25 protein-coding genes are annotated in these 24,935 nt (G+C 65.4%); 18 read left to right on the top strand and 7 right to left on the bottom strand.

Annotated elements, in window-relative coordinates; genetic code table 11:
• The first annotated feature begins 58 nt into the window (after positions 1-58).
• Positions 59-1,846 carry a DUF222 domain-containing protein gene (locus M1E01_RS18450; protein WP_457972961.1) on the top strand — a complete coding sequence of 596 codons (1,788 nt, stop codon included), beginning with the start codon at positions 59-61 and terminating at the stop codon, positions 1,844-1,846.
• A gap of 45 nt (positions 1,847-1,891) precedes the next feature.
• Here the strand turns inward: M1E01_RS18450 and M1E01_RS18445 are convergent, their stop codons facing one another.
• Both M1E01_RS18445 and M1E01_RS18440 read right to left on the bottom strand, forming a co-directional pair.
• The gene (locus tag M1E01_RS18445; protein ID WP_457972960.1) at positions 1,892-2,797 is read right to left on the bottom strand and encodes a trypsin-like serine protease; all 906 of its coding nucleotides are present in this window, start codon (positions 2,795-2,797) and stop codon (positions 1,892-1,894) included.
• Between the two features lie 106 nt (positions 2,798-2,903).
• Entirely contained in the window at positions 2,904-3,572 is a 669-nt protein-coding gene (locus M1E01_RS18440; protein ID WP_457972959.1) for a hypothetical protein, read from the bottom strand.
• A gap of 193 nt (positions 3,573-3,765) precedes the next feature.
• On the opposite strand from M1E01_RS18440, the gene M1E01_RS18435 reads away from it, so the two are divergent.
• The 4 genes from M1E01_RS18435 (at position 3,766) to M1E01_RS18420 (ending at position 7,690) form a co-directional block, all read left to right on the top strand.
• Positions 3,766-4,191, top strand: a complete 426-nt coding sequence (locus tag M1E01_RS18435; protein WP_457972958.1) for a VOC family protein — start codon at positions 3,766-3,768, stop codon at positions 4,189-4,191.
• A gap of 118 nt (positions 4,192-4,309) precedes the next feature.
• Positions 4,310-5,350, top strand: coding sequence for a PHP domain-containing protein (locus tag M1E01_RS18430; protein ID WP_457972957.1), 1,041 nt, complete (start codon positions 4,310-4,312; stop codon positions 5,348-5,350).
• Positions 5,351-5,482: 132 nt separating this feature from the next.
• Positions 5,483-6,862, top strand: coding sequence for an MFS transporter (locus M1E01_RS18425; RefSeq protein WP_457972956.1), 1,380 nt, complete (start codon positions 5,483-5,485; stop codon positions 6,860-6,862).
• Positions 6,863-6,913: 51 nt separating this feature from the next.
• Positions 6,914-7,690: an SDR family NAD(P)-dependent oxidoreductase gene (locus tag M1E01_RS18420; protein WP_457972955.1), complete on the top strand. Its 777-nt coding sequence runs from the start codon at positions 6,914-6,916 to the stop codon at positions 7,688-7,690.
• Positions 7,691-7,735: 45 nt separating this feature from the next.
• Here the strand turns inward: M1E01_RS18420 and M1E01_RS18415 are convergent, their stop codons facing one another.
• Positions 7,736-8,140 carry a DUF5997 family protein gene (locus M1E01_RS18415; protein ID WP_457972954.1) on the bottom strand — a complete coding sequence of 135 codons (405 nt, stop codon included), beginning with the start codon at positions 8,138-8,140 and terminating at the stop codon, positions 7,736-7,738.
• A gap of 89 nt (positions 8,141-8,229) precedes the next feature.
• On the opposite strand from M1E01_RS18415, the gene M1E01_RS18410 reads away from it, so the two are divergent.
• Both M1E01_RS18410 and M1E01_RS18405 read left to right on the top strand, forming a co-directional pair.
• A complete protein-coding gene (locus M1E01_RS18410; RefSeq protein WP_457972953.1) occupies positions 8,230-8,970 on the top strand; it encodes a substrate-binding domain-containing protein in 741 nt (246 codons plus the stop codon).
• Between the two features lie 150 nt (positions 8,971-9,120).
• Positions 9,121-9,822 (top strand): LacI family DNA-binding transcriptional regulator, encoded by a 702-nt coding sequence (locus M1E01_RS18405; RefSeq protein WP_457972952.1) that lies wholly within the window; start codon positions 9,121-9,123, stop codon positions 9,820-9,822.
• 100 nt (positions 9,823-9,922) lie between these two features.
• Here M1E01_RS18405 and M1E01_RS18400 read toward each other — a convergent pair whose 3' ends face one another.
• Positions 9,923-10,285: a hypothetical protein gene (locus M1E01_RS18400; RefSeq protein ID WP_457972951.1), complete on the bottom strand. Its 363-nt coding sequence runs from the start codon at positions 10,283-10,285 to the stop codon at positions 9,923-9,925.
• A 149-nt stretch (positions 10,286-10,434) separates the two neighbouring features.
• Positions 10,435-11,022 (bottom strand): GNAT family N-acetyltransferase, encoded by a 588-nt coding sequence (locus M1E01_RS18395; RefSeq protein ID WP_457972950.1) that lies wholly within the window; start codon positions 11,020-11,022, stop codon positions 10,435-10,437.
• A gap of 738 nt (positions 11,023-11,760) precedes the next feature.
• Between M1E01_RS18395 and M1E01_RS18390 the strand changes: the two genes are divergently transcribed.
• Both M1E01_RS18390 and M1E01_RS18385 read left to right on the top strand, forming a co-directional pair.
• Positions 11,761-12,063 (top strand): DUF4193 domain-containing protein, encoded by a 303-nt coding sequence (locus M1E01_RS18390; RefSeq protein WP_400478177.1) that lies wholly within the window; start codon positions 11,761-11,763, stop codon positions 12,061-12,063.
• A 58-nt stretch (positions 12,064-12,121) separates the two neighbouring features.
• The gene (locus M1E01_RS18385) at positions 12,122-12,856 is read left to right on the top strand and encodes a lytic transglycosylase domain-containing protein (protein WP_457972949.1); all 735 of its coding nucleotides are present in this window, start codon (positions 12,122-12,124) and stop codon (positions 12,854-12,856) included.
• A gap of 43 nt (positions 12,857-12,899) precedes the next feature.
• On the opposite strand, the gene M1E01_RS18380 is transcribed toward M1E01_RS18385, so the two are convergent.
• The gene (locus tag M1E01_RS18380; RefSeq protein WP_457972948.1) at positions 12,900-13,493 is read right to left on the bottom strand and encodes a histidine phosphatase family protein; all 594 of its coding nucleotides are present in this window, start codon (positions 13,491-13,493) and stop codon (positions 12,900-12,902) included.
• Positions 13,494-13,552: 59 nt separating this feature from the next.
• Positions 13,553-14,590, bottom strand: coding sequence for a LacI family DNA-binding transcriptional regulator (locus tag M1E01_RS18375; protein WP_457972947.1), 1,038 nt, complete (start codon positions 14,588-14,590; stop codon positions 13,553-13,555).
• A gap of 262 nt (positions 14,591-14,852) precedes the next feature.
• On the opposite strand from M1E01_RS18375, the gene M1E01_RS18370 reads away from it, so the two are divergent.
• From M1E01_RS18370 to xylB, 9 genes are all read left to right on the top strand, one after another.
• The gene (locus tag M1E01_RS18370; RefSeq protein WP_457972946.1) at positions 14,853-16,172 is read left to right on the top strand and encodes an extracellular solute-binding protein; all 1,320 of its coding nucleotides are present in this window, start codon (positions 14,853-14,855) and stop codon (positions 16,170-16,172) included.
• Between the two features lie 11 nt (positions 16,173-16,183).
• Positions 16,184-17,077: a carbohydrate ABC transporter permease gene (locus M1E01_RS18365; RefSeq protein WP_457972945.1), complete on the top strand. Its 894-nt coding sequence runs from the start codon at positions 16,184-16,186 to the stop codon at positions 17,075-17,077.
• Between the two features lies 1 nt (position 17,078).
• Positions 17,079-17,978 carry a carbohydrate ABC transporter permease gene (locus M1E01_RS18360; protein ID WP_457972944.1) on the top strand — a complete coding sequence of 300 codons (900 nt, stop codon included), beginning with the start codon at positions 17,079-17,081 and terminating at the stop codon, positions 17,976-17,978.
• 40 nt (positions 17,979-18,018) lie between these two features.
• A complete protein-coding gene (locus M1E01_RS18355; RefSeq protein ID WP_457972943.1) occupies positions 18,019-19,242 on the top strand; it encodes a Gfo/Idh/MocA family protein in 1,224 nt (407 codons plus the stop codon).
• Positions 19,239-20,243: a sugar phosphate isomerase/epimerase family protein gene (locus M1E01_RS18350; RefSeq protein WP_457972942.1), complete on the top strand. Its 1,005-nt coding sequence runs from the start codon at positions 19,239-19,241 to the stop codon at positions 20,241-20,243. The genes M1E01_RS18355 and M1E01_RS18350 overlap by 4 nt, the downstream gene beginning before the upstream one ends.
• A 29-nt stretch (positions 20,244-20,272) precedes the next feature.
• Complete coding sequence (locus M1E01_RS18345) at positions 20,273-20,974, top strand: ThuA domain-containing protein (protein WP_457972941.1); 702 nt, start codon at positions 20,273-20,275, stop codon at positions 20,972-20,974.
• On the top strand, positions 20,959-22,098 hold the full coding sequence (locus M1E01_RS18340) for a Gfo/Idh/MocA family protein (protein ID WP_457972940.1): 1,140 nt from the start codon (positions 20,959-20,961) through the stop codon (positions 22,096-22,098). Before M1E01_RS18345 ends, M1E01_RS18340 begins: the two co-directional genes overlap by 16 nt.
• Before the next feature lie 76 nt (positions 22,099-22,174).
• The gene (gene xylA / locus M1E01_RS18335; RefSeq protein ID WP_457972939.1) at positions 22,175-23,362 is read left to right on the top strand and encodes a xylose isomerase; all 1,188 of its coding nucleotides are present in this window, start codon (positions 22,175-22,177) and stop codon (positions 23,360-23,362) included.
• Between the two features lie 87 nt (positions 23,363-23,449).
• Positions 23,450-24,919 (top strand): xylulokinase, encoded by a 1,470-nt coding sequence (xylB, locus tag M1E01_RS18330; RefSeq protein WP_457972938.1) that lies wholly within the window; start codon positions 23,450-23,452, stop codon positions 24,917-24,919.
• Positions 24,920-24,935: the final 16 nt, after the last annotated feature.

Genomic DNA, 24,935 nt, shown 5'->3' with positions numbered 1-24,935 from the left:
GGCCGTATGGATGCTTCCACAACGCTAAATTGTCAGGGGTGGCTGACATCCTGTGGGTATGGATAAGGCGGCAGTTGCGGGGACGTTGGAGGGCATCGCGGCATCCTTGGCTGCGTTGGCTGATGTTGTCCGCCGCGGCGGTTTTGGCGCCAGCGCCAGCGCCAGCGCCAGCGCCAGCGCCAGCGCCAGCACCAGCACCAGCGTCGGCGTCGGTGATGCCGCCGCGAACGGTTCGGCCAGGGAGGCTGCTTCGGCTGATCCTGACCCTCTTACGTCTCGGGATCCTTTGCGGAGCCTGGCGGATGCGTGCTTGGACGGGTTGGCGGGGCTGGCCGGGGTGGAAGCACGGATGGCCGCATTGAAGGTTCATTTGACGGACGGGTACGCAGCCGCTGCCGAGGCGCTGGCCGTAGGGGCCGGTTCGGCGCAGGAGCGCAGGGCCCGGGAGATGGCGGTGAGGGCCGAGGTTGCCTGTGCTTTGACGGTGAGTGAACGCAGCGCCGATGCGCTGCTGGGCGAGGCCCGGACCTTGGCGAGGGGGTTGCCGTTGACGCTGGCCGCGCTGGGCGCCGGGAGCATTTCGTGGCAGCACGCGCGGATCCTGTGTGATGAAACAGCCAACCTGGACCCGGTGGCCGCGGCGGCCCTGGAAGCCCATTTCCTGGAGCCCTATTTCCCGGGCCCCTCCGCGCCGGACGCGCCGGGGGCTGGGCGGGGTTGCCTGGCGGGGGATGTGGTGCCGGGCAGGTTCCGGGCCAGGGCGCGTGCCTGGCGGGAGCGGCACCATCCGGTGAGCATCGAAACCCGCCACCGTCGAAGCGCCAGGGACCGCCGGGTGGAGTACCTCCCGGACCGGGACGGGATGGCGTGGCTGTCGGCGTACCTGCCCGCGGACACCGCGGCCGGGATCTGGAACCGGACCAGCGCAGCAGCACGCGGCCTGCAGGGCCCGAAGGAGCCGCGGACGCTGGCACAGCTGCGCGCGGACCTCGCCGCCGGCTGGCTCCTGGCAGGCACCGCCGACGGAATCCCCGCACCCAAAGCCCAGGTCCTGGTCACGGTTCCGGTGCTCTCACTGCTGGGCGCCGGTGAGGAACCGGCCGTGCTGGACGGCTACGGGCCGGTCCCGGCGTCGATGGCCCGGAAGCTGACCGCCGAAGGGGCCACGTCGTTCCTGCGGGTGCTGACCGATCCCCGGGACGGGGCGCCGCTGGAAATCGGGCGCACCGGCTACCGGCTCACGACCCCGATGCGTCAATGGCTGCGGCTCCGGGATGCGCGGTGTTCCTTTCCCGGGTGCAACAACCACTCCCTGGATAACGAAGCGGACCATGTCCTGGCCTGGTCCAACGGCGGCGGCACGGATGTCAGCAACCTCGGCCAGGCATGCCCACGCCACCACCGCCTCAAACACAGCTCGGCGTGGAGGCCGGTCAACGCGGCCCGGGACAGCCCGCCCGGCTGGATCTCACCGGCAGGGCGCTACTACCCCGGCGAACAACAGGACCGGGAACCACCCCACTGGCCCGGTACAGGGCCCGAGGACCTTGGGCGCCTCGAGTGGCCCGACAGCCTCCGACCCGACAACCCGGACTGCCTAAACAGCCTTGAGGAGCCGGACAGGCTTGGCTGGGCGGACAACCCAGACTGGCCAAACGGGCTCGAGGAACCGGACGACCCCGGCTGGCCCCAGGCCCTCGAACCGGACAGAAGTGCCTGGCCGGACAACGGCGGTTGCCCCCAGGTCCCCGAGCCGGACAACATCGAGGGCCTTGACCCACCACCACCGGTGGATCTCCTGCCTGGGGATCCCTTCCCAGAGTGGGCACAATTCACAGCAGCGTAGTGTGCTGCTTGGTGCCTGCCGTCGGGGCCGCCTAGCTGACTGCACCTAGCCGGCTATGCGCTCGATCTTGATCTCGCTGAACTCATTTTCCGTCATGGACGAGGCGATCCAGTCGATCACTTCCTGCCGGTCAGTGCGGTAGGAGAACCCGGTGCCCTTGCAGTAACGGTTGTGTCCGAACGAGGTGATACCGGTGATGATGTTTGACTCAGATGGGCCGTAGAACAGGGGCCCGCCGGAGTCAGCTGTGCAGGTGCCGCCGCGGTCCTTGCCGTTGCCGTTGGTTTGGACGTTGTAGCCGTCGTTACTTGCACTGGTCAGATTTGTCAGCTTGGACTCGGCCATGAGCCGTTCCCGAAATGAGGTCGTGGATACCGGGTTGACCTCGGTAACCCCGTAGCCGCTGGCCGTGAACGTCGTTTCCTGCTGTCCTCGTCGGGCGGCCAGCATGTCCAGAGTTCCCGGTGCCGCCAGGCGCCCGTACTCTTTGAGCGCGATGGGCTGCTTCAGGATCACAAGCCCGGCATCCTTGGTCTCGGGAACCGCGTCCAGCCCGGTAAAGCCGTAGTTGTACATCTTGTCGGATGTCGCGCACAAAGTTCCTTCTGTTCCCGGTGCGCAGGCGCTCGGGTATCCGGTATCCGGGTCCATCCCTGCCGTAGGACTCCAGCCCGCACCGGCGTCTTGCTGGAAGTACACGCGCGCTGAGGAGGCGCCGGCAGTACAGTGGCCGGCGGTCAGGAACACGGTGGGCGTCAGCAGCGCGCCCGAACACCGGTGGTGGAACGCGCCCTTGTTGTCGTAGAAAACGACGAGCCCAACGAACGGATGTTCGGTGTCCTCGACGTAATCACCGGTGATCGCGCCGGCCGGAACCGCCGTCGTGATGACCAGCACCGCCGCTGCGGCCATCGCACCGAGTCCGGCACGCAGTTTTCCAAGGGTGCGCATACAAGCCTCCAGCTTCTTGTTGCACGGGAGCCGGCTGCGTCAGGTGTGAGACCGTGCAGCAGGCGCCAAGCAGTTATAAGAACCATCCAGCGGACGGTGATCTAAACTACCATTTCTGCTGGCCGGAAGGGATCGCGGCTGAGGTGCCCGCGGCTGTTTCGCGGCAGACAGCAGGTGCCACGCCCGCCGCTGCCTCGGCGCACTCGAGCGCCCGCTCAAGTTGTGCGACAGCGGAGGGATACCCGGATGCCCCAGACGTCCGCAGCAGCTCCGCCACCCGCATCGCCTTCACGAACTCTGCGGTTTGGGGCCGGGCAACGTCCGACATGTCCGGGTAATCGATGGCGAGTGCCGGGTCCAGTTCGTAGCGCTGCCAGCGTTTCAGCACTGCATCGTGAAGCAGGACTGCGTCGTGAAACACCATGGCGGCGGCCTGCCGGGCAGGCAGTTCGTCCCGCAGCTCCTGACGCCTCTGACGCCGGGACGAGTACCAGCTGAGCACCCTGGGGCTGGACCTGTAAGCGGCGACGCCGCTTGCGCAGGTGAGCGCGGCCAAGGCAAAGCCTGCCGGGGGAGAAGCCACCGCCGGGATGAGGAGCGCCGGGACAATAACGGCCGCCCCTCCGAAAAGGTCCCAGAACAGCGGGTCAGAAGGGTCGCCGTCGGACGTGGCGGCATGATGCCGCACCGCCAAGACGGTGCAGGCGGCGGCGGCGGCCAGCATGGCACCCCAGAGGATCAGCGTCAGCACCCCGAACGGGGCGGCTTCAGTCACGGCGGGCACTCCACCACCTCCAAGCCAGCAGGCCAGTTTAAACGGGCTCCACCTCAATTCCAGCCCCTCTCGGGCCGCCGGTCAATGGGCCGCCGGCCGTGGTTGGGCCCATGCCCCAACCAGGCAAACATGCATGGGACTCGGCCTGCTGAAACGGTTTGCAGCAGGCGGCCCGCGGCGTAGCGTTGGCGGCATGCGACTCAAAATGTGCAGCATCCACGTCAAGGATCCCGCGGCCGCCCACTCGTTTTACACCGGGACTCTCGGCTTCGAGACACTTATGGCGATGCCGGAATATAACCTCTACATCATCAAGGACCCCGGCTCGCGGGGCTCCGGCCAATCGAACCCCGGCCCACAAAACAATGGCGCCGCCGACAGCAGCGTGGGGTTGCTGCTGGAGCCGAGCGACAACCCCATCGCGGCTGCCTACATGAACGGGCTGTACGGGTCCGGTCTCCCGGCCATCGTTTTCGGCGTCCCCGACGTCCGGGCCGAGCATGAACGCCTCACCGCCGCAGGAGTCCGCTTCCAGGGCGAACCCTCGGAGGACCCCTCCGGTATCTCCGCCGTGTTTGATGACGGCTGCGGCAACTACATTCAGCTGCACCAGGACTGACCGGCGCGTTCACAGGACTGAGCGGCCGCGCGGGCCGCCTGAAGAGACGGGACAGGGAGGACGTCACGGGGATGACGCCTCGGGGAAGACGGACCGGGAAGATGGGGGAAGGGGCTGAATGGACGCCGTTGACGCACTGAATGAGATTGCGTTCTGGTTGGAACGCAGCGGCGCGCCCACGTTCAAGGTGCAGGCGTTCCGGAAGGCGGCCGGCGTTATAGCGGACATAGAGCCCGATGAACTGGCGGAGCGTGCACGCGACGGCAGGCTGAAGCGGACCAAGGGCATCGGGGACACCACTTTCCAGGTCATCCGGCAGGCAGTCGACGGCGCCGTTCCGGACTATCTCGAGAAGCTCCGGCAGGGCGGCGCCAAACCGTTGGCCACGGGCGGAGACGGACTCCGGGGCCAGCTCCGGGGAGACCTGCACAGCCACAGCAACTGGTCCGACGGTGGATCTACCATCGACCTCATGGCAGACGCAGCACGGCACCTGGGCCGCGAATACCTCGCCCTGACCGACCATTCCCCGAACCTCAAGATCGCCAACGGGCTGAGTGCCGAACGCCTGAACAGCCAGCTTGAGGCGGTGGCGGCAGTCAATGAGGCCTACGCGGGCTCTGGGTATGACGGCCGAGACTTTAGGCTGCTGCGCGGCATCGAGGTGGACATCCTCGAGAACGGCGAGCTGGACCAGACGCCGGAGATGCTGGAGAAGCTCGATGTCGTGGTGGCCAGTGTCCACTCGAAGCTCCGCTCGGACCGCCGCACCATGACGGAACGGATGCTTGCCGGCGTCAGGAATCCTCACACCAACGTACTCGGGCACTGCACCGGCCGTTTGCTGCAGGGCTCCCGCGGAACCCGGCCGGAATCCGAGTTCGACGCCAAGCGGGTGTTCGCCGCGTGCGCGGAGGCGGGGGTCGCCGTCGAGATCAATTCCCGACCGGAACGCCAGGACCCGCCGGACAACCTCATGAAACTCGCCCTTGACGCGGGGTGCCTGTTCAGCATTGACAGTGACGCGCATGCTCCGGGCCAGCTGGACTTCCTGCAGTACGGTGCCGAACGGGCGGAACGCGTCGGGGTGCCGGCGGAACGGATCATCACCACCTGGCCGCTGGAAAGGCTTCTGGAGTGGCTTCGGTCCCGCAATTAGGGCGCCCCCGTCAACTGCGGGAGCCGCCCCGAAACATTAGTAAGTATGGTGACTAGTTCGTTGCCGAGTGGTAAACCTTAACCATTCCGCTGAGGCATTCCGGCGGGCCTGTCTCTCGTAGCGAGGTGCACCATGTCTTCCATGAACCCTGCTAACCAGCTGGATGAGCTTGGCCAGAGGACGTTGCGGCGGGTCCGCGGACGCCTCATGCCGCTGATCGTCCTGCTCTACTTCATCGCGTACCTGGACCGGAACAACGTCGGTTTCGCCAAGCTGACCATGAGCGAGGACATCGGCCTCAGCGCCGCCGCGTACGGCCTGGGCGCCGGCATCTTCTTCCTCGGCTACGCACTCCTCGAGGTGCCCAGCAACGCCGGCATGTATAAGTTCGGAGCGCGGAAGTGGATCGCCCGCATCCTGATCTCCTGGGGCATCTTTGCCACGGCCATGGCGCTGGTCAACGGAGAAGTCACGTTCTACATCATCCGGTTCCTGCTCGGTGCCGCCGAAGCCGGCTTCTTCCCGGCCATGCTGTTCTACCTCACGCTGTGGTTCCCGGCCGCGCAGCGCGTCACCGTCCTGGGTATTTTTATCCTGGCCCAGCCCGTCTCCAATGCCTTGGGCGCACCGGTCTCCGGCCTGCTGCTGCAGATGGACGGCATCTGGGGCCTCCACGGCTGGCAGTGGCTGTACATCATCGAGGGTCTCCCCGCCATCGTCCTCGGCCTGCTCACGCCGGTCCTGATGACCGACCGCCCAAGCCATGCCCACTGGCTGAAGGACGATGAGCGCGAATGGCTGACCAGGACCATGGACGAGGAGCTGGCGCACAAGCAGAAGGGCCAGCCGCACCACTTCCTCGCTGGCCTCAAGGACTCCCGGACCATCGCGTACTCGGCTCTCTACTTCGGTTTGGTCTGCGGAATCTACGGTCTGGGCCTCTGGATGCCGACCATCGTGGCGGCCCTTGGCGAGTTCAGCACTACGGAGGTCGGCTTCATCGTTGCCATCCCGTACACCATCGCAGCGGTCTTCGTGTACTTCTGGGGCAGGCGTTCGGACCGCACGGGCAACCGTGTCATGCATGCCAGCATCAGTATGGTGATGGCGGCCGTTGGCCTGCTGGCCGCCGGTTATCTGGTGCAGGTCAGTGCGGTCCTTTCGATGGTCGCCCTGACCCTTGCGGCCATGGGCATCTACTCCGCCATTGCGCCGTTCCTCGCGATGCCAGCAACCGCCCTGGTGGGTGCTGCGGCGGCAGCGGGCCTGGCCATGGTGAACTCACTGGGTAACCTCGGCGGCTTCGTGGCTCCCTATGCAGTGGGATTGCTCAATGACGCCACGGGCGATAACCGGTCCGGCCTGGTGTTCTTGGCCGCCTGCCTTGGCATTACGGCCATCGCCACGTTCCTTTACGCCCGCAAGCGCCCGGAGGGGCACGTCAAACCCGGTACCCCCGCCACCGTGGGCGAGGAAGCCGTGGCCGCTGACGAGTTCGACATCAGGAGCTGACCGTAATTCAGGCAGGAACCTGGCCATCCAGGCGACGAAAGGCTGACAGTCATGACCCACTACGAAACCTTCCCTGCCCAGCGGACCGCCGTGCTCACCGGTGCCGCCTCCCCACGCGGTATTGGGCGGGCGACGGCGGAAATGCTCGCCAGCGCCGGTTGGTCCGTTGCGATCCTGGACATTGACGGCGACGCGGCGGCGAAGGCGGCGGAGGAAATTGCCGACGTTTACGGCGTCAAGGCTATGGGGGCCGGCGCGGACGTCTCTGACCAAGCGACCGTCAACGCGGCCGTTGACGAAGTCGAAAGGACAATGCCGCCGATCGTCGCGTTGGCCAATCTGGCAGGCATCAGCTCGCCGACAGAGTTCATGGATGAAACGGTGGAGGGCTGGGATCGGGTCTTCAAGATCAATATGACTGGGACGTTCCTGGTGACGCAGCGCGTGCTCAGGGGCATGATTGAGCGAAAACTCGGCCGGGTGGTCAGTGTCTCGTCCATCTCCGCCCAGCGCGGCGGCGGGACCTACTCAAAGGTGGCGTACAGCGCGTCCAAGGCTGCCATTATCGGGTTCACCCGCGCCCTCGCCCGGGAAATGGGCCAGCACGGGATCACGGTTAACTGTGTGGCGCCCGGACCGGTAGACACCGACATCATGGGAGGCACCCTCACGGAGGAGCGCAAGACAGCGATGGCCGCGGACATCCTGGTGGGCAGGGTGGGAACAGTGCGCGACATCGCCGCGCTGATGGTCTTCCTGATGGGCGAGGACGCCGGTTACATCACCGCTGCAACCTACGACATCAATGGAGGCCTGCAAATTTCCTGACCCGCAGAAGCCCTGAGAGTCCGACTGCTTCTGCGCAGGTCCTGGTCACTCCGCCTTGGCGCGGGATTTTTTGGCTTCCTTCTTGGCCGCATCTTCCTTCACGCGCTTCGCCTCGGCCCGGACAGCCGCGTGCGTGGCGCGCTCGGTGACCAGCCACTGCGGGGGAGCCTGCAGCAGCGCGGTGATTTCCGCCGTCGTCAGCGCTTCTTCGACGCCGCCGCGGGCCAGGCCGCTGATGGAGACGTTCAGTTTCTGGGCTACTACCGGGCGGGGGTGCGGGCCGTTGCGGCGCAGTTCGGCGAGCCACTCCGGCGGATTGGCCTGCAGCTCCGCGAACTCAGCGCGCGTGATGGTTGAATCCTGGAACTCCTGGGGCGTTGCGGGCAGGTAGATGCCAAGCTTCTTGGCAACGGTGGCCGGCTTCATGGACTGGGAGTTAGCAGAGGTCATGGCTCAAGGGTATCCGGCCGCCGGCACGGGACGCACCAATTGCAGGACCGCTCGGGGCAGCCGTCCGCGGCTGGCGGTACTGTGAACGTGTGCCCGCTGAAGAAGATCCCACGTTAGCCCCCGCCCCGCCGGAACCTGAGCAGCGGTCGCTGACCTTTGCGTACGTTGCCGGCGTTACGCCGGGCAAATGGATCCGGCGCTGGGAAGAGCGGATGCCCCACGTCCCGTTGCGCTCCTTCATGTCCGACGTCGGCACGCAGCTTTCCGTCCTCCGCGACGGTTCCGCCGACCTGAGTTTCGTCCGGCTGCCCGTGGACCGGGCCGGCCTAAACGTCATCCCTCTGTACGAGGAACAGCCCGTGGTGGTGGCCCCCAAGGGCCATGAGATCTCGGTTTTCGAGGAAGTGGCCCTTGAGGATCTCGCGGCGGAGACCTTCCTGGACGCCGATGAACTGGGCGGCCCGGAAACCGCCCTGCAGGTGGTGGCTTCGGGGGCGGGCCTGCTGATTCTTCCCATGTCCGTGGCCCGGCACTTCAATGCCAAGGACACTGTGGCCCGGCGGCTCACCGGAGCGCCCGGCACCCGGATCGCGCTCGCCTGGCCCACCGACGCCACGGACGAGGTGATCGAGGAGTTCATCGGCATCGTCCGCGGCAGGACGGCGCAGAGTTCCCGCCAGCCGTCCGCCAAGGTGGAAAAGCCCAGAAAGGAGCCGAAACCGGACCGTCGGGGGAGTGGTGGCGCCAAGAAGCCCAAGGTTGCCCAGCGCTACGCACCGAACCCGGACAAGGGCCGCGGCAAGGGCTCACGAAAAAAGGGAAAGCGCTAAGACCAGCGCCGCGCCACCACCAATTCGGGTGGGTTTGGGGCGGGATGCAACGGCATCTACAAGGTTTTCAAAAGCCCGTCGACGGAGGATGGCTGTGTTCTAACGGACACAGAACCATCAGAGACACCGACTACCGCGGGGCGGTTCCGTATGAAACATGGATCGAACCCTACTATTCGCGACGTTGCCACCAGGGCACGCGTGTCACTGACCACGGTCTCCTACGTGCTGTCCGGCCGGCATGGCGGCACCACCAGGATCAGCCAGGCTACCCAGGACCGGGTGTTGGCCGCGGCCGCCGAGCTCGGCTATGTGGCCAACCAGGCAGCCCGCGGCATGCGCCTCGGCCGTACAGACAGGATCGCCATCGCCATCAGCGATCTTGATTGGCCGCCCGACCGCGCCATGGCCGCAGCTGCCGCGTCTATTCTGCCGAGGCACGGTTATCAGGCTGTCATCATCCTGGGCCAAGCCTGGCGCCAGTTCATGCTGTCCGGAGGAGCGGACGGGATCATCGTAGGAGTTATTCCGCCGGACATCACCGAGGACGGCACCATCACGGAGCTGGCTAAGCGCGGTGTTGCCCAACTGGTCATCTCGGCGGGCATGCAGCCCGCCGGCTTCGACGTGCTGGTTCCTGGCGTGGCCGATCCGGCCTCATCTGCAGCCGGGGCCGAATCCATCTCGGAACTCGCGGTGGGGATGCTCGTGGACCGGCTGGCCGGAAATGCTCCCTCCGAGGGCGTACGCGTGCCTGCGCCGAGGAGGCTGACGCTGCGGGGATCCTCGCTTAACGTGTACCGCGAGACGCAGCCGGGTGTGGGCGCCTTCACCCGGATCGAACGCACCTAGATGTCCTGCACGCGGCCCTGCCTACTAAACCGGCCCTGCCCGGTTAACCGCCGCGTAAAAACGGTTTAGCCAGCGCTGTCTGGCCAGTGGCGTTCGAAGCCTAGCTGGCTACGGCGTAGTTGCTCACGACGGCGGCCTCGTCCATGGTGAAGCCGCACTGGCAGCGGTAAGTGACCGGACGCTCGGCAGGAGCGGGCTCGGTAAGCTCGGCAAAATCGGAAAGCCCGCCCACCTGCAGGGGCTCGCGTGGCGACACTTCGTTAGGATCGACCATCTGCATGGGCCGGCGGCAGTGCAGGCGGCTGCTGAAAGTGGCCATCAGTCCGATATCCACTGCCGAAAAGGTCTCGTCCGCGGGGCCGGTGACTGCGCCGGTCCGGAGTGCACGGACTGTGTTTGATGTGACGGCCTTAGAGGTAGCGGCGCTCGGTGTAGCGGTCTGGCGTCCTTCGAGGGTAATCATGTTCATTCCTTTGGGCTTTTCACGGGGCCGCCGGCTCTGGCGTCCCCGCCGCGAAACTGCTTGCGGGAGTAATGCTTACCGATAAGCAAAGCATGCTTACTATTGTTCACGCAAAACCGAAGAGGGAGAGAGGGCGCGGGTGAGGCGGCTTAGCCAGCCTGGAAGTCGATGCGCATCACCGCGCGCCGCGGCGTGGGCCTGCTGACCTCGGAGAAGCCGGCATCCGCAAAGGTGCTGCGGCTGCCCACGTACAACTCGCCCCACTGGAATTGCTGTCCCGGCCGGTTCACGAGCGGGTAGCCTTCAACCGCACGGGCACCGCGGTCACGGGCAAATCCGACGGCGGCACGCACCAGGGCGCGGCTGATGCCGCGCCGCCGGAAGCCGGTGCGGGTGACGAAGCAGGTCACTGCCCAGACGGTGTCATCGGTTATGTCCTCGTCCCGCCCGGCCCAGGGGACGCGGGCGTGCAGCAGCCGCACGTAGGCAGTGCGGGGTTCCACGGCACACCAGCCCGCGGGCTCGCCGTCAGCATAGGCGACTAGGCCGCTGGTAGTGCGGGCGGCTGGGTTTCCACAGCCTGCCTGAGTGCGGAGCCGCGCCGCCCGTTCCTGGACGGGAACGGAAGCCCAATCCTTGTCCCGGATCTTGAACCACTGGCACTGGCAGCGGGACGCCTCCCCCCGCGTTCCCATGACAGCCTGCAGGTCATCCCAGAGCGCTTCGTTTGCCGGCACTATCCGTATGCTGTCAGCCCGCCCATTGCTGCCGGCCGTTCCTTGCTTCACCGCGGTACCGCCTCTTTCGAATCCTGCGCCTGTCGAATCCTGAATCCTCTTCGACCAGTGCCGCAACGGCGCGCCTGGTTCGAGGGTGCCAGCAGGCCCCGTGGAGGTCAAGGGTTCGGATGATCCTCGGAAAGAATGCTGCACTGGTCCCGTGGCACGCCCCGCGAGTCCGATACTGGGTCAGCATCGGATGGGATCCGGGGGATGGGGAATGGTCCTGGATACGGCAACACTCCGGGTGCCTTCGCAGTGATGGCGCTCGCGTTGGGCCTCCCTTTCTACTTCTCGGCGTATCGCCACACACGCTCCCCCTACAGCGGCTGGTGGTGCAGGGCCCTGTTGCTGTTTGTCTCGGGTTCAGCCTGCTTCCTGCTGAACGGTTCAGCACCAGCGGCCGGCCAATACGCTAAGCAATGTCCTGCTGGTCGCCGGCGCGGGAAGCGCCTGGGCTGTCGGTTGCGGCATCGCCCTCGGACAGCTGCCGGGCGCCCAGCCTGGAAGAGCCGGTCGCCGTTACAGATGCAGCTCTTTATGAAGCAAAATCCAGGGCAGGGACCGCACTGTCCTGGGCCAGGGCGAAAAATGGGGGCGTGTGACTCAACCCTCAGCTCCTATGGTGCGGGAATTTACGGCCGATGGTGTACGTTGGCTTCCCGTCAGCACAAAACATAGGAATGGAATCTCTCCGTGGCAACCGATTACGACGAAGTACGCTCCGACGTCAAAGAATCACAGGAAAACTCCCTTGAGGCCCTGCAATCAGCGAACGCTCCGGATGCCCGCAGCGTAGTCCGCGAACTGGATGAAGCGGATGCCTTGGATGATGCAGTCATCCCCGGCGGCGAGTTCGTCGCCGAGGAACTCGTTGTTCAGGTAATCCCGCAGGGGCAGGACGAATTCACCTGCTACTCCTGTTTCCTGGTCAGGCACCGCTCGCAGATTGCACGTGAAAAGAACGGCCACGCTTACTGCGTGGAGTGCGAGGGCTAAGTCCCGTGCCGACGGGCTGCTGCCCGATGAAGCTTCATGATGGAGTGCCGGCCCAGCCATGCTGCGTCTGAAGCGCCTTGCAGTTCTGATCATTTTCGCCTTCTGCGTCATCACCGGGTTCTCCTTCTGGATTCTGGCCAAGCACCGCGTTCAGTCCGCGCCCCCACAGGCGACAGCCGTGTTTGCGGCGCTTGCGGCCGACAGCGCCCATGCCGTGAATATCAGTAAGAGCACCATCAACCGCCGGTGGCTTACGAGGACTGCGGAGCAGACCGGCATACCGCCGCGGGCGCTTCAGGCCTACGCCGCCGGAGCCGCCTTGGCCAACGCCACCGCCCCGGCCTGCAGGATTGGCTGGAACACGGTCGCCGCCGTCGGATTTATCGAAACTGCCCACGGCACTCATGGCGGCGGACAGCTCACTGCCTCCGGGCACCCGAGCCGGTCCATCATCGGCCCCAGCCTGAACGGTGATGGGTTCGCCGCCATCGCGGACTCGGACGCCGGCGCCCTGGACGGCGACGCAGTCTGGGACCGCGCCGTCGGGCCCATGCAGTTCATCCCCGGCACCTGGCGGCAGGCAGGGCGGGACGCGAACGGGGACGGGACGGCCGATCCCCACAACATCGACGACGCCGCCCTCAGTGCTGCCTCGTACCTGTGCGCCGGCGGCCGTGATCTCACCACGGACCAAGGGTGGGCGGACGCCATTTACTCCTACAACCAGTCCGAGTCTTATCTTGGAAAGGTGCGCGAGCAGGCCCGGGAGTACGCCGAGGCTGCCGCGGGCTGAGTCGCACGGCAGTCGGACGTTGCTACTGTGCGGCATCGCGCCTTCAGTCGTGGGCGGCTGCCAGGACAGGTTCCCCGTTGAAGTACTCGAGCTGCCAGCCCTCAATGGCGTGATGATGGGCAAGGTTGAGCACGGCATTATCGACGCTTTGGAGGGTCCGGCCCACGGCGCGGCTGAGGCTCACCCGGAGGAGCGTGCCGTGGGCTACGACCAGGAGGCGGCGCCCGTGGAACTCTTCGGCCAGTGCCTCCAGTGCGGCGAGCCCGCGGGTGGCGGCCTCGTCCTCACTCTCAGCACCGCGGAAACCGCCAGGAATACGCAGGGCATCCAGCTCGGGACCGTCCTGCATCCCCTCCGCCGGTCCGAAGCTGCGCTCGGTGAGCTCCGGAATCCGGCGGGTAACGCTAAGTCCCAGCCCCTCGGCAATCAGGTCTGCAGTTTCCGCGGCGCGGCTCAGGGGTGAGGAGACGATCGCGTCCCACTCGTACCCGGACAGGACGGCGACGGCGTCGCGCGCCTGCTGGCGGCCGACGGCGTTCAGCGGAATATCGGTGGAGCCTTGCAGGCGGCGCTGCGCATTCCAGTCGGTCTGGCCATGGCGGATGAGGGCAAACGTCGTAAGGGTCACGCCTTCCATTCTGCCCTGACAGGGAGGATGCTCCGAAAATCGGTAAGCCGCCGAATGGCTGATGGTGATCAGGCCGGCGGGGCGGCAGTGGATTCGCGAACCACGAGTTGGGTAGCAAGTTCAACGCGGTGGGAGTCAAGCACTTCCCCCCGGGCCTGGCTCAGGACGGCGCGCAAGGCTGCCCGTCCCATTTCGTGCAGGGGTTGGGAAACGGAGGTCAGGGACGGCACTGCGTCCTCAGCCAACGCCGTCCCGTCGAAACCTACCAGGCTGAGGTCTTCCGGTACGCGAATGCCGTGTTGGCGGGCTTCCCGGAGCACACCAACAGCAACGCTGTCGCTGCCGGCAAAGATCGCCGTCGGGCGTTTCGGCAGCGCAAGCAGCCGCCGGAGCCCTTCTATGCCGTGATGGGTCCTGAATTTTCCATGAATGATGTAGTCAGCGTTTACTTGCACGCCCCCGGACGCCAGAGCGGACATGTAGCCGTGGAGGCGGGCCTGGTTGCACTCGGCCGTCTCGTGCCCGCCCAGATAGGCAATGTCCCTGTGTCCCAGCCTGACCAGATGCTCCGCGGCGGCCTTGCCTCCTGCCCAGTTGGTGGCGCCAACACTGACAACATCCGGTGGCGGAGGATTGAGGGGGTCAACTACGGCCACCGGGATGTTCCGCCGCCGGAGGGCTGTCAGCTGCGCCTCACTGAAGTCGGAAGTTACGAGGATGAGCCCTATCCTGCCGTGGGCAATCATTCGCTCCGCCCGCCGTTCCGGGGTCAATCCGGGTACTGGCCCGCTGCTGGTGGTGCTCATGAGGATCTCCACGCCCACGGATGCCGCGTATTCCAGGATCCCGTTGAGGACGGCTGTCGAGTAGGCCGGCGTGAAGGCATCGAAAGTGACTTCGACGATTGAGGGCTCGGGAGAGACGACCCGCCGCTGCATAGGGGACTGGTAGCCGGCATCCACGAGTGCGGCCAGGACTTTTGCGCGGGTTTCCTCCGCCACATCCTCACGGCCGTTCACGACTTTCGAGACGGTAGGCGTGGAGACTCCCGTGAGCCTGGCAATAGCCGCCAGGGTCATCTTCTTGGGAGGTGTCGAGAGGGACACGGCCTACCGCCTTTCGAAATATTTCGTTAGGGAAAGTCTCGTCGATCACGGATCGAACGTCAACTGTGACTCGTGCCGCCCGCGAACATCAGCCCCAAGTCGCCCTTGACCGTGATGACGATCACTAGTACCTTTGCAACGTATCGCTCGCTTATCGAAAAGTTTCGAGAAGGCACACTTCAGTTTCGTTCCCATCTCGCAGTGGAGATGCGGTTTCAAGCCTGGGAGCCAACGACGCCCCCGAAGGATGGATGGAAGACTCATGAAATTTCGGAGACTGCACACCGCAGCTACGGCCCTCACAGCCGGTGCCCTTGTTCTTTCCCTCGCCGCCTGCGGTTCGAGCGGGCCGTCCGGCGGTTCCGTCAGCGCCGACTCTGCCACCATGTGGGGACTCACGGGAGGCAACCAGGCGTCCCTGCAGAATTCTGTTGACGCATGGAACAGTGCCCACAGTGATCAGAGCATCAAGTTGGAGTTCTTTGCCAACGATGCCTACAAGACCAAGGTCCGCACCGCAGTCGGTGCCGGACAAGGCCCGACCTTCATCTACGGATGGGGCGGCGGCGTGCTCAAGTCCTACGTCGACGCCGGGCAGGTTGAGGACCTCAGCGCCTTCCTTGAGCAGAATCCGCAGGTGAGGGACCGTTACCTGCCGTCGGTGCTGAAGAATGGCGAGATCGACGGCAAGACGTACGCCCTCCCCAACAACAACGCCCAGCCAGTGGTGCTCTACTACAACAAGGAAGTGTTCGACAAGGTCGGAGCCCAGCCGCCAAAGACCTGGGACGAGCTGATGGCACTGGTGCCGAAGTTCAAGGCGGCAGGCATTGCCCCGTTTTCGCTGGCCGGCCAGTCTAAATGGCCGAACCTGATGTGGCTTGAGTACCTGGTTGAGCGCATCGGCGGGCCCGAAGTCTTCGCAAACATTGCTGCGAACAAGCCCGGCGCATGGTCTGATCCGGCCGTCGTGGAGGCGTTGACCAAGATTCAGGAACTGGTCGATGCGGGCGGGTTCGTCAACGGTTTCTCCTCCATCGCCGCCGACAGCAGTGCCGACCAGGCTCTTATGTACACGGGCAAAGCCGCCATGATCCTGCAGGGCGGCTGGATCTACCAGGGCATGAAGAAGGACGCTCCGGACTTCGTGAGCAGCGGCAAGCTCGGTTTCACCGCGTTTCCCACCGTATCCGGTGGCAAGGGTCATCCGGCGAATGTCGTTGGCAATCCGTCGAACTTCTGGTCCGTTTCCTCCAAGGCCACGGAGTCCCAGAAAGAAGCGGCATTGAACTACATCAAGGACGGCATGTTCACTGAAAAGAACACCCAGGACCTGATCGACTCCGGTGCTGTGCCGGTGATCAAGGGCATCGAGTCCAAACTCGAAGCATCCCCGGACAAGGACTTCCTGACCTTCGCCTATGGCCTGGCGAAGAACGCGCCCGACTTCACCATGTCCTGGGACCAGGCACTTAGCCCCGCCCAGGGAGACGCCATGCTGTCGAACCTGGACCAGATCTTCCTGAAGAAGATCACCCCCCAGCAGTTCGTCGACACGATGAACGCGACCGTGGAGAAGTAACCGTGGCTTCAATGACAAGCACCCGCCGGCGGGCCCTGAGCAAGGGCCCGTCGGGGTGGCTGGCCGCCCCGGCGCTCGTGTTCTTCCTGGTCTTCGCCGTGATCCCGCTCGCCGGGGTTCTCTTCCTCAGCTTCACCAGCTGGGACGGCTTGGGTGAAATCAGGCTGGACGGCATGAGCAGCTGGGCCGCAGTCCTGACCGATCCCGTGACGGGGAACGCGTTAGTGGTAACTGCCAAAATCATCGTTTTCTCTTTCATTGTCCAGGCGCCCATCAGTTTGCTGCTCGGAGTCTTCACCTCGGGGGCGCAGAAGTACCGCGCTGCCCTTGCCGTGCTGTACTTCGTTCCGCTGCTGCTCTCGTCTGCAGCTGTGGCGATCGCCTTCAAGGCCCTCCTGGATCCCAACTTCGGGATGGGGCCCGGGCTCGGTGTCCCCGCCCTTACCCAAGACTGGCTTGGCAATTCGGATTTGGTGCTGTTCGTGGTGGTGTTCGTGATCGCCTGGCAGTTCGTGCCCTTCCACACGCTCATCTACCAAGGCGGCGTCCGGCAGATCCCCACCTCCTTGTATGAGGCTGCGCAAATTGACGGGGCGGGCCGCATCAAGCAGTTCTTCCACGTCACGCTGCCGCAGCTGAAGTACACGATGATCACCTCCTCCACACTCATGGTGGTTGGCTCCCTTGCCTACTTCGACCTGGTCTTCGTCCTGACAGCCGGTGGCCCCGGTTATTCCACCCGCCTGCTTCCGCTGCATATGTACCTCACGGGTTTCAAGGCCAACGACATGGGCGCGGCCAGCGCCCTGGGCGTCATCCTGGTCGTGATCGGCCTCGTCCTGGCCCTCCTTCTGCAGCGGATCGGCGGACGCAACCGTAGTGCAAGCCAACTCGAAGGAGCCTGACATGGCCGCAACCACACAGCTCGCCGCTCCTCCCGCCGAGCCGGTCACCAGCAGCGAGCGCGTCACGCGCCGCGGCAAGGGTCCCGGAATGCGGCCCAACATTATCGGTTCGTTGGGCGGTTGGTTCTGGCTCGCCGTCATCATCCTGCCCGTCTACTACGTCGTCATTACGAGCCTGAAAGACCAGGCTGGGTTTTTCACAACCAACCCGATGATGCCGCCCACCGAACCCACGCTGGGCAATTACAAACTGGTTCTTGAGCAGGACTTCGTCAAGTATTTCGCCAACAGCCTGATCGTCACCGTTGGCAGCGTGATCCCCGCCCTGCTGGTGTCCTTCATGGCTGCGTACGCGATCGTTCGCGGCAGCGGCTGGTTCATCAACTCCACGAACAAGCTTTTTCTGCTGGGGCTGGCGATCCCGCTGCACGCCACGATCATCCCGATTTACTGGATGATTACACGCGCCCAGATGTACGACACCCTCCTGGCCCTAATTTTGCCCTCGATTGCTTTCGCCATTCCGATCTCAGTGCTGATCCTGTCCAACTTCATGCGGGATGTCCCCAACGAACTGTTCGAATCAATGCGGCTGGACGGATGCAGCGACTGGACCATGATGTGGCGGCTCGCGCTGCCGCTGATGCGCCCGGCGGTGGTGACTGTGGGAATCTACAACGCCCTGCACGTCTGGAACGGCTTCCTCTTCCCGCTCATCCTCACCCAAAGCCCCGCCACCCGCGTGCTGCCGCTTTCGCTGTGGACGTTCCAAGACGAATTCACCGCCAACATCCCGGCCGTGCTGGCCTCGGTGGTCCTGGCCACCCTGCCGCTGCTGGTGCTCTACGTCGTTGCCCGCCGCCAGCTGCTTAGCGGCCTGACCGCGGGGTTCAGCAAGTGAGTCAGCCAGTGAGCCGGAACCGACTGAAAGGAACACATTCATGAGTGACCGTAAGCCCCTGCGCGTGGGCATGGTGGGCTACGCCTTCATGGGCGCCGCCCACTCCCACGCCTGGCGGACGGCCCCGCGCTTCTTCGACCTGCCGCTGCAGCCGCAGCTGGCTGCCCTCGCCGGCAGGAACGCCGAGGGAGTAAGCGCCGCCGCCGACACATTCGGCTGGGACAGTGCCGAAACCGATTGGCGCCGCTTAATCGAACGGGACGACATCGACCTGATCGACATCTGCACCCCAGGAAATACCCACGCCGAGATCGCCATCGCCGCACTGGAGGCAGGCAAGCACGTTCTGTGCGAAAAGCCACTGGCCAACTCGGTGGAGGAGGCTGAATGGATGACGGCGGCCGCCGATGCCGCAGCGGCCCGCGGTGTTTATTCCATGTGCGGCTTCAGCTACCGCCGTACGCCGGCGCTGGCCCTCGCCAAACGCATGGTCAATGCCGGTCGGCTGGGACAGATCCGCCACGTCCGGGCCCAGTACCTTCAGGACTGGCTCTCCGACCCCCTGGCTCCGCTCACATGGCGGCTGGACAAGGAAAAGTCAGGCTCGGGCTCGCTCGGGGACATCGGTGCACACAGCATCGACGCCGCGCAGTGGATCACTGGCCGTCGTATCACTGGCGTCTCGGCCATGCTCGAAACCTTCGTCAAGGAACGCCCTGTCGGCGGAGAGTTCGTGGGCCTCGGCGGACAGGGCGCGACGGGCGAGCAGCTGGGCCCCGTCACCGTGGACGACGCCGCCATTTTCAGCGCCCGCTTCGAAGGCGGCACCTCAGACGGCGGAACACCCGATGCCGGAGCTTGTGACAGCGGGCCGATTGGTGTCTTCGAAGCCACCCGTTTCGCCCTGGGCAGGAAGAACGCCATGCGGCTCGAGCTCAACGGCACCAAGGGCTCCCTCGCCTTCGACTTCGAGGACATGAATACCCTGTCCTTCTACGACGCAGCCGAAGAACCCGACGCCGGCTTCCGCCGGATCCAGGTCACCGAACCGCAGCATCCCTATACCGGGAACTGGTGGCCGGCCGGCCACGGCCTGGGCTACGAGCACGCCTTTACCCATCAGGTGGTGGACCTCGTGACCGCGATCAACGAGGGCCGCCAGCCATCGCCATCGTTCGCCGACGCGCTGCAGGTGCAAAAGGTCCTCGCCGCTGTCGAAGCCAGTGCCTCAGACGACAGCCGTTGGCAGAAAGTTCCGTCATGACCCGTCCCATCACCCTGTTCACCGGCCAGTGGGCCGACCTGCCCTTCGAAGAAGTGGCCCGCCTCGCCGGCGAGTGGGGCTTCGACGGCCTGGAAATTGCCTGCTGGGGCGACCATCTTGACCCGGAGCGCGCCGTCCAGGATGACGCCTACCTCCAGGGCAGGCTCGACATCCTGGACAAGCACAACCTTAAGGTCCACGCCATTGCCAACCACCTCACCGGGCAGGCGGTCTGCGATGATCCGATCGACGATCGGCACCGTGGCATCCTCTCCCCGGCCATCTGGGGCGACGGCGATCCCGAAGGGGTGCGCGCACGTGCCGCCGAATCCATGAAAGCCACCGCGAGGGCAGCGGCCCGGCTGGGCGTCAAGACCGTCACGGGCTTCACCGGGTCATCGATCTGGAAATGCGTTGCCATGTTCCCGCCGGCTTCCGACGCCATGATCGAGCGGGGCTATACCGACTTCGCGGACCGCTGGAATCCCATTCTGGACGTTTTCGAGGAGACCGGGGTTCGGTTCGCCCTTGAAGTGCACCCTTCCGAGATCGCCTACGACTACTGGACCGCGAAGCGCACCTTGGAGGCAATCGGACACCGGGAAAGCTTTGGCCTGAACTTCGACCCCTCCCACTTCATCTGGCAGGACCTGGACCCGGTGATGTTCCTGCAGGACTTCGCGGACAAGATTTTCCACGTCCACGTCAAAGAATCCGTGCGGCAGCTCAACGGACGCAACGGCCGGCTTGGCTCCCACCTGCCGTGGGCGGACCCGCGCCGGGGCTGGGACTTCGTCACCGCAGGCCACGGCGACGTGAACTGGGAGCCAATCTTCCGCACACTGAACGCCATCGGCTACCAGGGCCCCACCAGCATCGAATGGGAAGACGCCGGCATGGACCGCCTGGTAGGCGCACCGCAGGCGCTGCGCATGGTGAAAGAGCTGGCTGCCATCAGCCCGCCCGCCGCTGCCTTCGACGCCGCCTTCAACACCCGTTGAGCATCACCTACACAACCAACAAGGAAACCATGACACGCGAGAACAAGACTGCTTTGGTGGTGCGCGGCGGCTGGGACGGACACCAGCCCATCGAAGCCACCGAGCTGTTCATCCCCTACCTGAAAGAGCAAGGCTACAGCGTCAGGGTGGAGGAATCACCCAAAATCTATGCCGACGCCGGATACATGGCGGGCGTGGACCTGATCGTCCAGTGCATGACCATGTCCACCATCGAGAAGGACGAATTCGAGGGACTGCGGACCGCTGTTGAGAACGGCACGGGACTGGCCGGCTGGCACGGCGGGATTGCCGACTCCTACCGCAACACCTCCGATTACCTGCACCTTATCGGCGGACAGTTCGCCTGCCATCCAGGCAAGCACCCGGACGAATGCAAGGGCGAGCAGGCGGACAACTACGTCCCCTACACCGTCACCATGCTCCCGGCCGCCGCCGCGCATCCCATCACCGCAGGCATCGACGACTTCGACCTCGTCAGCGAACAGTACTGGGTGCTGGCGGACGACTACATCGACGTCCTGGCCACCACCACACAAAAGGTCCGCGAATGGGACCCGTGGAACCGCGAAGTGACCTCGCCCGCCATCTGGACCCGCCAATGGGGCAGCGGCCGCATCTTCGTGGCCACCCCCGGACACCGCGTGGAAATCCTCCAGAACACCAACGTCCGCACCATCATCGAAAGGGGCATGCTGTGGGCAAGCCGCTAAACGTAGGAATCATCGGCTGCGGGGCGATCATTGCCCAGTACCTCGCCAGCCTCCGCCGGCTCCAGGACAACAACCTCATCAACCTCGTGGCGGTCGCAGACCTCGACCACACCCGCGCCCAGGCGGTCGCGGAGGGCTATGAGGGCGTCTGTGCCCTCAGCGTCGACGGGCTCCTGGCCGCGAACGACGTCGAGCTCGTGCTGAACCTGACCATTCCGGCCGCGCACGCCGAGGTCGCGCTCAAGGCGATCGCCGCCGGAAAACATGTCTACGGCGAAAAGCCGCTGGCGGCGACCACCGCCGAAGCACGGGAGGTGCTGGACGCCGCCACGGCAGCCGGCGTCCTCGTCGGCTGCGCCCCGGACACGGTGCTGGGCACCGGCATCCAGACGGCCCGCAAGGCCATCGACGACGGTTTGATCGGGCGGCCGATCTCCGCCACCGCCACCATGGTCACGCCAGGGCATGAACGCTGGCACCCGAACCCCGACTTCTACTACCGGCCCGGCGGCGGCCCCCTGCTGGACATGGGCCCCTACTACGTTTCGGCCCTGGTCACACTGCTCGGCCCCGTCATTTCGGTGATGGGCGCCGCCAGCCACACCCGGACGGAACGGACCATCGGTTCGGGACCCCGCGAGGGCGAGACCATTCCGGTGACCACTGACACCCACGTCACCGGCGTGCTGGTACACGCCTCCGGCGCCCTGTCCACGCTGGTGATGAGCTTCGACGCCGTGAAGACCAAGAGCTCCAACATCGAGATCCACGGGGATCGTGGCTCCCTGGCCGTGCCCGACCCCAACCATTTCGACGGCGACGTGCAGCTGTTTCCGCTCGGCGGCACCGAGTGGCAGACCTTGCCTGTATCTGCCGGATATGTTGACTCCGGAAGGGGCTTCGGCATCGCCGACCTCGCCGGTACTCCCAAGGGACAGGAACCCCGGGCCGGTGGCATGCTGGCCTTCCACGCCCTCGACATCATGGAAGGCGTCCTTAAATCGGCGCACAGCGGGCACACGGTGCCCATTACCAGCAGCGCAGACCGGCCAGCCGCCGTCGAACTCGCCACCATCGCCCGGGAAGTCCAGACAACGGCCACAAACTACGCGGCAAGGCAGTAAGCCGCCACTTCCAATACCGGCAGACCGCAAACTCCTTCCGTTCTGCCCGAACCACACTAGACAGCAAAGGTGCATCATGAACCTCACCCCCACTCCCGAAGACCGCTTTACTTTTGGCCTGTGGACCGTCGGCTGGACCGGCGCGGACCCCTTCGGCGTCGCTACCCGTGCCGCGCTTGACCCGGTTGAAGCCGTCCACAGGCTTAGTGAAATCGGCGCATACGGCATCACGTTCCACGACAACGACCTGATTCCGTTCGACGCCACGGCCTCAGAGCGCGAGCTGATCCTGAAGAACTTCACCGCGGCGCTGGCCGAGACCGGCCTGAAGGTCCCGATGGTCACCACGAACCTCTTCAGCCACCCGGTGTTCAAGGACGGCGGCTTCACCTCCAACGACCGTTCCATCCGCCGCTACGCATTGAGCAAGGTGCTGCGCAATATCGACCTCGCCGCCGAGCTCGGCGCCGAGACGTTCGTGATGTGGGGCGGACGCGAAGGCAGCGAATACGACGGGTCCAAGGACCTCTCCGCCGCCCTGGACCGGATGAAGGAAGGCGTCGACACCGCAGCGGCATACATCAAGGACAAGGGCTACGGCCTGCGCATCGCCCTGGAGCCCAAGCCGAACGAGCCCCGCGGTGACATCTTCCTCCCCACCGTCGGACACGGGCTGGCCTTCATCGCCCAGCTCGAACACGGCGACATCGTGGGCCTGAACCCCGAGACAGGCCATGAACAGATGGCCGGGCTCAACTTCACGCATGGCATCGCGCAGGCGCTGTGGGCCGGCAAGCTCTTCCACATCGACCTCAACGGCCAGCGCGGCATCAAGTACGACCAGGACCTCGTTTTCGGCCACGGCGACCTCACCAGCGCCTTCTTCACGGTGGACCTGCTGGAGAACGGCTTCCCCAACGGCGGACCCAGGTACGACGGCCCGCGCCACTTCGACTACAAGCCCTCCCGCACCGACGGCTACGACGGGGTCTGGGAATCGGCGAAGGCCAACATGGCCATGTACCTGCTGCTGAAGGAGCGCGCCCTCGCCTTCCGCGCCGACGCGGAGGTGCAGGAGGCCCTCAAGACCTCGGGCGTGATCGAACTCGGCGAGCCGACCCTCGCTGCAGGCGAATCGGCCGCGGACCTGCTGGCGGACGCCAGCGCCTTCGAAAACTTCGACGCCGACAAGGCCGCCGAGCGCTCGTTCGCCTTCGTCCGCCTCAACCAGCTCGCCGTCGAGCACGTGCTCGGCGCGCGCTGACGCGCCCGGCCCGGAAAGTCAGTCCCCGCCGTCGTCACCGGCATGCTCTGCCGGTGACGACGGCGGCCCCTATAGAAAGAATGAAGCATGCCACTCGTCGCGGGAATCGACAGCTCCACCCAGTCATGCAAGGTGGTCATCAGGGACGCAGTGACCGGAACGCTCGTCCGCCAAGGCAAGGCGTCCCACCCCTCGGGCACCGAGGTGCATCCCGAGCACTGGTGGAGGGCACTTCAGGAAGCAGTGACTGCGGCGGGCGGCCTCGATGACGTCGCTGCCCTCTCCATCGGCGGGCAGCAGCACGGCATGGTCTGCCTTGATTCCACCGGCGACGTTGTCCGGCCCGCGTTGCTCTGGAACGACACGAGGTCCGCAGACGACGCCCGGGAGCTGATCCTTGAAGCAGGTGCAGGGGATGGGGACCGCGGGGCAGGGTACTGGGCCGAAACCACCGGGACCGTGCCCGTCGCGTCGCTGACCGCCACGAAACTGCGCTGGCTCGCCCGCACGGAACCGCACAACGCCAAGCGTGTCGCCGCCGTTTGCCTCCCGCACGACTGGCTGTCCTGGCGCCTTGCCGGCCACGGGCCCGGATCCGGACCGGATTCCCTCGACGAACTTCGCACCGACCGCTCCGACGCCTCCGGCACCGGCTACTACTCCGCCGCCCGCGGCACCTATCTGCCCCATGTCCTGGAGCAGACGCTCGGGCACGTCCCTGTCCTGCCTGTAGTCGCGGCTCCGCTGGAAGCTGCAGGAAAGACCAGGGGAGGGTCGCTGATCGGCCCGGGCGCCGGGGATAACGCGGCCGCGGCCCTCGGCGTCGGCGCCGGACCGGGCGACGTCGTGATCTCCCTGGGCACCTCGGGCGTAGTGCTGGCCGTGTCGTCGGCCCCGTCCGCCGATGCTTCGGGACTCGTTGCCGGTTTCGCGGATGCCACCGGCAACTTCCTGCCCCTCGCCTGCACGCTGAACGCGACACGCGTTTTCGACGTGACCGCACAGCTCCTGGGCACTGATCTGCCCGGCCTGGGGCAACTCGCCCTTTCTGCCCCGGCAGGTGCGGGAGGGCTGACGCTCATCCCGTACCTCGAGGGCGAACGGACCCCGAACCTGCCCGACGCCAGCGGCTCCCTGCACGGAATGACCTTGACCAACTACACACCGGCAAACCTCGCACGCGCCGCCTTCGAGGGCGTCCTCTGTTCCCTGGCAGACGGCCTTGCAGCACTCCAGGCGCAGGGAGTGGAAGCGGAAAGGATCATCCTCGTCGGCGGCGGAGCGCAGTCTCCAGCGGTGCAGCAGATAGCGGCCGAAGTCTTAGCCCGGCCGATCATCATTCCCACTCCCGGCGAGTACGTGGCGAACGGCGCCGCGCGTCAGGCCGCTGCTGTCCTCACCGGCGAATTCCCGGACTGGATCTTGGACGCAACAAAGATTTCCCTGCCCGCCGCGCACCGGCCAGCAGGCAAGCACGGGCAAGGGGACAAGCAGACAGGGGAGGTGCTCGCCCGCTACCGCCGGTGGACGAAAGCGGCCCACCCTTCCCTCCGTTAGCGGAAGTTGCAGGTGT

This window comes from Arthrobacter sp. D1-17 (assembly GCF_054130535.1).
Note: the sequence above shows the minus strand (reverse complement) of the source record. Positions and strands in the feature narration are given on the sequence as shown.

Excerpts from the sequence above, each read along its gene's own strand:
- M1E01_RS18450 (WP_457972961.1), top strand. The coding sequence starts at position 59 with ATGGATAAGGCGGCAGTTGCGGGGACGTTGGAGGGCATCGCGGCATCC.
- M1E01_RS18445 (WP_457972960.1), bottom strand. The coding sequence starts at position 2,797 with ATGCGCACCCTTGGAAAACTGCGTGCCGGACTCGGTGCGATGGCCGCA.
- M1E01_RS18435 (WP_457972958.1), top strand. The coding sequence starts at position 3,766 with ATGCGACTCAAAATGTGCAGCATCCACGTCAAGGATCCCGCGGCCGCC.
- M1E01_RS18430 (WP_457972957.1), top strand. The coding sequence starts at position 4,310 with ATGGACGCCGTTGACGCACTGAATGAGATTGCGTTCTGGTTGGAACGC.
- M1E01_RS18425 (WP_457972956.1), top strand. The coding sequence starts at position 5,483 with ATGTCTTCCATGAACCCTGCTAACCAGCTGGATGAGCTTGGCCAGAGG.
- M1E01_RS18420 (WP_457972955.1), top strand. The coding sequence starts at position 6,914 with ATGACCCACTACGAAACCTTCCCTGCCCAGCGGACCGCCGTGCTCACC.
- M1E01_RS18415 (WP_457972954.1), bottom strand. The coding sequence starts at position 8,140 with ATGACCTCTGCTAACTCCCAGTCCATGAAGCCGGCCACCGTTGCCAAG.
- M1E01_RS18405 (WP_457972952.1), top strand. The coding sequence starts at position 9,121 with ATGAAACATGGATCGAACCCTACTATTCGCGACGTTGCCACCAGGGCA.
- M1E01_RS18400 (WP_457972951.1), bottom strand. The coding sequence starts at position 10,285 with ATGATTACCCTCGAAGGACGCCAGACCGCTACACCGAGCGCCGCTACC.
- M1E01_RS18385 (WP_457972949.1), top strand. The coding sequence starts at position 12,122 with ATGCTGCGTCTGAAGCGCCTTGCAGTTCTGATCATTTTCGCCTTCTGC.
- M1E01_RS18380 (WP_457972948.1), bottom strand. The coding sequence starts at position 13,493 with ATGGAAGGCGTGACCCTTACGACGTTTGCCCTCATCCGCCATGGCCAG.
- M1E01_RS18370 (WP_457972946.1), top strand. The coding sequence starts at position 14,853 with ATGAAATTTCGGAGACTGCACACCGCAGCTACGGCCCTCACAGCCGGT.
- M1E01_RS18365 (WP_457972945.1), top strand. The coding sequence starts at position 16,184 with ATGACAAGCACCCGCCGGCGGGCCCTGAGCAAGGGCCCGTCGGGGTGG.
- M1E01_RS18360 (WP_457972944.1), top strand. The coding sequence starts at position 17,079 with ATGGCCGCAACCACACAGCTCGCCGCTCCTCCCGCCGAGCCGGTCACC.
- M1E01_RS18355 (WP_457972943.1), top strand. The coding sequence starts at position 18,019 with ATGAGTGACCGTAAGCCCCTGCGCGTGGGCATGGTGGGCTACGCCTTC.
- M1E01_RS18350 (WP_457972942.1), top strand. The coding sequence starts at position 19,239 with ATGACCCGTCCCATCACCCTGTTCACCGGCCAGTGGGCCGACCTGCCC.
- M1E01_RS18345 (WP_457972941.1), top strand. The coding sequence starts at position 20,273 with ATGACACGCGAGAACAAGACTGCTTTGGTGGTGCGCGGCGGCTGGGAC.
- xylA (WP_457972939.1), top strand. The coding sequence starts at position 22,175 with ATGAACCTCACCCCCACTCCCGAAGACCGCTTTACTTTTGGCCTGTGG.
- xylB (WP_457972938.1), top strand. The coding sequence starts at position 23,450 with ATGCCACTCGTCGCGGGAATCGACAGCTCCACCCAGTCATGCAAGGTG.